Below are 5206 nucleotides of genomic sequence, written 5' to 3'. Positions count from 1 at the left end.
TTCATCAAACGCCCACACTTATCGACTGTAAATTGTTAAAGAACCGTATTCGGTACTGCCTTGCTGCACTCGACGAAGCGTTGTGTTCGTCAGCAGCAGAGAAGAGAGAGTATGCAGTATTTCGCGTTGCTCGTCAATCCTGTTTTTTGCTTCGTTGCAGATTTCCCTGCACGCTCTGTTGTCGTAAGCTTTTGATTACGTTAACATTTTCCGGCGTTCACATCGGCGTTTGCCATAGTGTGCTCCGAAGCGGAGGCGAACTATAACAAAGCGTAGGCCGTCTTGCAAGGCCCACACGCTAAGGTGCCGGCACTAATTGAATGACCTGCCGGGCGGCTTTTTCCACTGCTTTCCGCGAATACAGCAAGGGGAAATACTTTCCTTCAGACCAGCTCGTGGCCAGGTCACGGTAATGCGGGCTTGCCGGATCGCCCGATTGCCCGGGGGTATTAATCGCCCGCGAGTTGTCCCAATTCCCGACGTCGAGCACGACCCGGAACGAGGGACCATGCGCTTGCCAGAAGCTGTCGGGATGATAGCTCGACACATTGACCGTGAATGCCCCGCCTCCCCGCGGCAGCGGTCCCACGTTCACCCGGGGGCGCGCGGCAGGATCGAGGATCGGCGTCATTGGGTGCGCAAAATAGGAGAAGTGGAGTTTGCCCCATTGCCAGCTTGCCGGATCCGGCCCCTGCAGCGCTTCCATCTCGCCCCATGCGCTACCCAGGCTGACGAGAAGCACCTCATTGCGCTTGCGGATGGCGGCGGCGCCAAATCGTTTAGCTGGTTTCTCGAGCGATGCCAGCATGACGCTCGGGTGCGGCGCATCCATGGCCTGTGCTGCCGCGGGAGTGAGCACCGCTGCCTTGAACGCCCGGCCCAGGTGGCGCGACCACCATACCTCGTACAAGGCCGCCGCCGCGGAAGCCGCGCCCTCCTCGCCGTCCCATGCCGACAAGAGGCGCAGGGCCGCTCGTGTCTTCTGCTCCTGCGACGATAAGGGCTTGAGCAAAGCCACCAGCCGGCGTGCGTTGAGCGAGACCACATCGTTCTGCAACTGCTCCATGTCTTCCATGCTGGCCTTCGGCGTGGTCGAAAGCACGCCGGCGATGCGCCGCGCACGTGCGTTGTCGGGCCATTCGAAACCGAGCTTGTGCTCCTTGTACGGAAAGCCCGCAGGCAGGTTCATTTCATTCGCGGACGCATACCAGCCCTGCTTCGGATTGAGCACGTAGGGCAGCTTCGCGCCGTCGAGGAATCCCTTCCACTCATAGCGGCCATCCCCCGGCACCGGCATCAAGCCATCCCAGTTCGGGCGCACCGGCGCGAGGCCGCCCGCGACCCAGCCGATGTTCCCCGCCGTGTCGGCGTACACCTGGTTTTCAGTGGGGGCGCCCCAGCGCCGCATGGCGCGGCGAAACTGCTGGAAGTCCTGCGCCTTCATGTAGTCGATGCTGCCGAAATATGGCGCCATGCCGGGCGCGGTCCATGCGGTGCGCACGGCGAGCGTCCGGTGCTTGCCGGCGTCCTGGTGGATCACCGGCCCGTGACGGGTGAAGCGCAGCTCGACGTTCGCAGCAGGCCGGCCACGCACGCTCACCGTCTCCTTCACCACGCGGAAATCTTCCCATTCGCCCTTGTAGCGATACTGGTTCGGATTGGCGGGGTTGGTCTCGTAGACGTATAGGTCTTCCTGGTCGATGCTGAAGATGGTGAGCCCGAACGCGACCTTGCCGTTATGGCCGATCGACACGCCCGGCAGGGCCGGCTCCCCTGCCCCGATGACGTCCAGGCCCGGCGCGCTCAGGTGCACGATGTAGCGCAGCGAGGGCACGCCGTAGGCGCGGTGCGGATCGTTGGCGAGGATCGGACGGCCGGTCGCCGTGCGCGATGGCGCGACGACCCAGTTATTGCTGCCCTCGAGCGTTTCCTCGCCTGGCAGCGCACGCGAAGCCTGCGCCGGTGGACGGTCGAAGCGCACGTTCTCGGTGGCGCGCGTGAAGACGTCGAGTGCGTCCTCCGGCAGGCAGGGATTAAGGCCTTCCGGCACGCGCGTCGTCCAGCTTGGGGAGAGCTGGGCGCGCACTGCGTCGGCCTCCAGGCCGGCGCGGCACACCACGCGCGCACGCGCGAACTCCTGCGTCAGGTTGCGCGTCAGGCCATGGCTGCGAATGCGCACCACGTCTTCCGGCAACCACTTCGCCGGCCTGTACCCGAGCTGGCGAAATTCGAAGGGCAGCAGCTCCGGCTTGCGGGCGATGTAATCGATATAGGCATTGATGCCGGCCACAAAGCGCGTGCTGGTGCGCCGGGCGTCCTGGCCGTAAGCATCCCACTCGGCATCCATGCTGCCGCGGTACAGGAACAGGCGCGCGGCCCGGTCCTGCTCGACGTAAGCAGGCCCGAACACCGAGGCCAGCTCACCCAGGCCGCGGCGGCGCCACAGGTCGATCTGGAACAGTCGGTCGCGCGCCGCATTGAAACCCTGGACGAAGAAAGCGTCATCCTGGTTGGCGGCATAGATGTGCGGCACGCCCCATGTATCGACCAGGATGCGCGCCGGCTGGCTCAAGCCGGCCACCTTCAGCGGCTGGGCTGCCGCCGGCAGTGCCGCGCATACCAGGAGCGCCGCACCGATGCTGGCCAGCCCCTTCACGCGGGCTTGGCAACGAGAGGCATGATCGCCGCACCCTTGATGCGCATCGGCGGGATCTGCCAATAGGTGACGGCACGCCACAGCCATTCCATCGGGCCGTAACGGAAGCGCGCCAGCCACACATGGCTGAACACGATCTGCGCCGCGGCAAGCACCGCCACGAACAGCATCTGGTCGACGCGCGACATGCCCCAGTTCCCGAAACCATAGCCGAAGAAAAAGGTGGATGCCACCAACGACTGCGTCAGGTAATTCGTGAGGGCCATGCGGCCGAAGGGCGCGAGCACGCTGATCTTGTTGAGGGGCGAGGCGCTGTGCAGCATCAGGATCACCAGGCTGACATAGCCGAGCGACGCCGGCAGGTTACCGAGCATCTGCAGGCCCTGGGCGAGCTGCCAGCCGTCGGCGCCGCGCGAACCCGGCACCGGGTGCATCGCGATGGCCGAACCGAGCAGGCCCATGCCGATCCCGATTGGCAGGCCAAGCATCGCCAGCCTGCGGAACAGCGGCAGGTGGGCATGGGCCTTTTCCATGATGCCGGCGCGGACGAACCAGCTACCGATCAGGAACATGCCGATCAGGGTCGTCGCGAAACCGACTTCACCCGCCGCATGCTTGACGAAGCGCTCGGCGCGCATCGCGACTGCCTGCGGATACGTCCCCTTGCTGAGCACCGCTGTCTCTACCCGGATATTTTCTTCACGTTCGCGGCGCGCTTTCGCCCGCTCCGCAGCTGCTGCTTTCTCTTTCTTTGCCTCGGCCGCGGTCACCACGGTCGCCGGCTTCTCAGGGAAGAAGTACATCGATGCCCCGGCGCCGGTCATCATGAAGAACGAGAAGCAGTAGATGCCGACACCGAGACGCCACGGCCGGCCCGCCTTGTCCGCGTGATGGCGCCTGGTGAGATAGCCCAGCGTGAGCAGGGAAAACCCCAGCAGCGGCAGGCCAAAGCGGGCCTGCGGCGGCATGTCGGGGACCACCCACATGGCGGCGCCGGCGACGGCAGCGATCGCACCGAACAGCATCAGCACGAAAGCGACCGCCAGCGGCTTGCCGAAGCGCGTCATGTGGTGCTCGCCACGTAGCCACCATGCGACGAGACCAAAGAATGCCAGGCCGGCAGCAATCCCGAACAGCCAGTCCATGCCGGGGATGAAACCGCCGCCGATGCACATTGCCATAGCCAGCATGATCCACTTGAACCGGCCATAGAGCACGACCAGCAGGGCTGTCGCGGCGACCGCATAGCTGAACAGGATGTCGCCGGAGAAAAGGAAAATATGGTGGAGTGCGCCGAATACGGCCAGGCCAGCGATGCGGCGCATGTAGGGAACCAGGAAGCTGCGCCCGGCACGCTCGGCCCGGGTAAGCATCACGGCAAAGCCCATGCCGAACAGGAGCGAGAAAATGGTCCAGAATTTACCGGTGACGAAATACTGGACGAAATAGCTTACCCACAGGTTCGCTCCGGTCAGGCCGGTCTGCATGCCAGAGCCAAGCGCGGCAGTGGCCCGGTTGAAGAACTCGACGTTCATCAGCAGGATGCCGATCAGGGCGAAGCCGCGCACCACGTCGAGTGACTGGATGCGTTCGTTGCTTGCCACAGGGCTCAAGGCCTTCGGCGCTAGTGCTTGGTCCATGGCTATCCCTTTTTGTTTTGATCTGGCGATCCTAGCCGAGGGTAAGGCAGGTAGCGCTTGCGTTGCGACGAAGCGCACGAAGCCGGGGACGAACTGCGATTTCGGGGCATTCTGGCCGGCCTCATGTTGCTGGCAGCTTCGCTGTCTGCACAGGCTGCCCAATCACCTGGACTCTCGAGAATGTCACGTTTACGGACGGCGGCAGCGCGACCGGATCGTTGACGATCGACGCGGCGGCCACCACCTGGTCGGCATTCGATATCGTGACCGCTGGTCCGGCTCTGTCGGGATTCAATTACAACCCGACCAACAGTGGTCTGTATTTCAATGGGTTTGGCCCGAACAGCTTCACGATCATGCCAGGCGACGGGCACCGTTACCTCACATTTTCATTCCTCGACGCCCTGAATGAAACAGGCACTACGCGGGCAATCAATACCGCGTCGAGCTGGGAATGCATGAATTGCTCGCCGTGGCGCAATATGTCAGGTTCGGTGACGAGCCTTGCGGCCGACGTACCTGAGCCGGGCACGGTCGCCTTGGTGCTTCCTGCACTTGGCCTGATGGGATGGGTGTCGCGCCGTCGCAAGAAGCACGCGTAATAGCCGGTGCCTGTCTGGATTCGCAGGTCCAGGACCAACAAGCAGAATGCGACAGCGCGCTGAGAGGTGGGCTTTTTTGTATCGGCGGCAAGGACGTCAAACGCAAAAAAGCCCGCAGAGAGGGGGATCACTGTGGATCCTCACGGCGGGCTTTGCTTTGCACAAAGCAAAAAACCCCACCAGGATCACCCGGTGGGGTTTTGCTTATAACTAGCCTGACGATAACCTACTTTCACACTGGTTGCAGCACTATCATCGGCGCAAAGTCGTTTCACGGTCCTGTTCGGGATGGGAAGGGGTGGGACCGA

At 63.2% G+C, this 5206-nt stretch carries 3 protein-coding genes and 1 rRNA gene; 1 reads left to right on the top strand and 3 read right to left on the bottom strand.

Features of this window, described 5'->3' with window-relative positions; genetic code table 11:
* Window positions 1-298: 298 nt before the first annotated feature.
* Both AC56K1_RS22840 and AC56K1_RS22835 read right to left on the bottom strand, forming a co-directional pair.
* The gene (locus AC56K1_RS22840) at window positions 299-2656 is read right to left on the bottom strand and encodes a penicillin acylase family protein (protein WP_497160065.1); all 2358 of its coding nucleotides are present in this window, start codon (window positions 2654-2656) and stop codon (window positions 299-301) included.
* On the bottom strand, window positions 2653-4296 hold the full coding sequence (locus tag AC56K1_RS22835) for a DUF418 domain-containing protein (protein ID WP_497160064.1): 1644 nt from the start codon (window positions 4294-4296) through the stop codon (window positions 2653-2655). Before AC56K1_RS22835 ends, AC56K1_RS22840 begins: the two co-directional genes overlap by 4 nt.
* 218 nt (window positions 4297-4514) lie before the next feature.
* On the opposite strand from AC56K1_RS22835, the gene AC56K1_RS22830 reads away from it, so the two are divergent.
* Window positions 4515-4898, top strand: coding sequence for a PEP-CTERM sorting domain-containing protein (locus tag AC56K1_RS22830; protein ID WP_497160063.1), 384 nt, complete (start codon window positions 4515-4517; stop codon window positions 4896-4898).
* A gap of 213 nt (window positions 4899-5111) precedes the next feature.
* Here the strand turns inward: AC56K1_RS22830 and rrf are convergent.
* A 5S ribosomal RNA gene (gene rrf / locus AC56K1_RS22825) occupies window positions 5112-5206 on the bottom strand; the annotation flags it as partial.

It is taken from the genome of Telluria sp. ZB4P37 (assembly GCF_059685855.1).
This window is presented reverse-complemented; position numbering and strand designations above follow the sequence as displayed.

Excerpts from the sequence above, each read along its gene's own strand:
- AC56K1_RS22835 (WP_497160064.1), bottom strand. The coding sequence starts at position 4,296 with ATGGACCAAGCACTAGCGCCGAAGGCCTTGAGCCCTGTGGCAAGCAAC.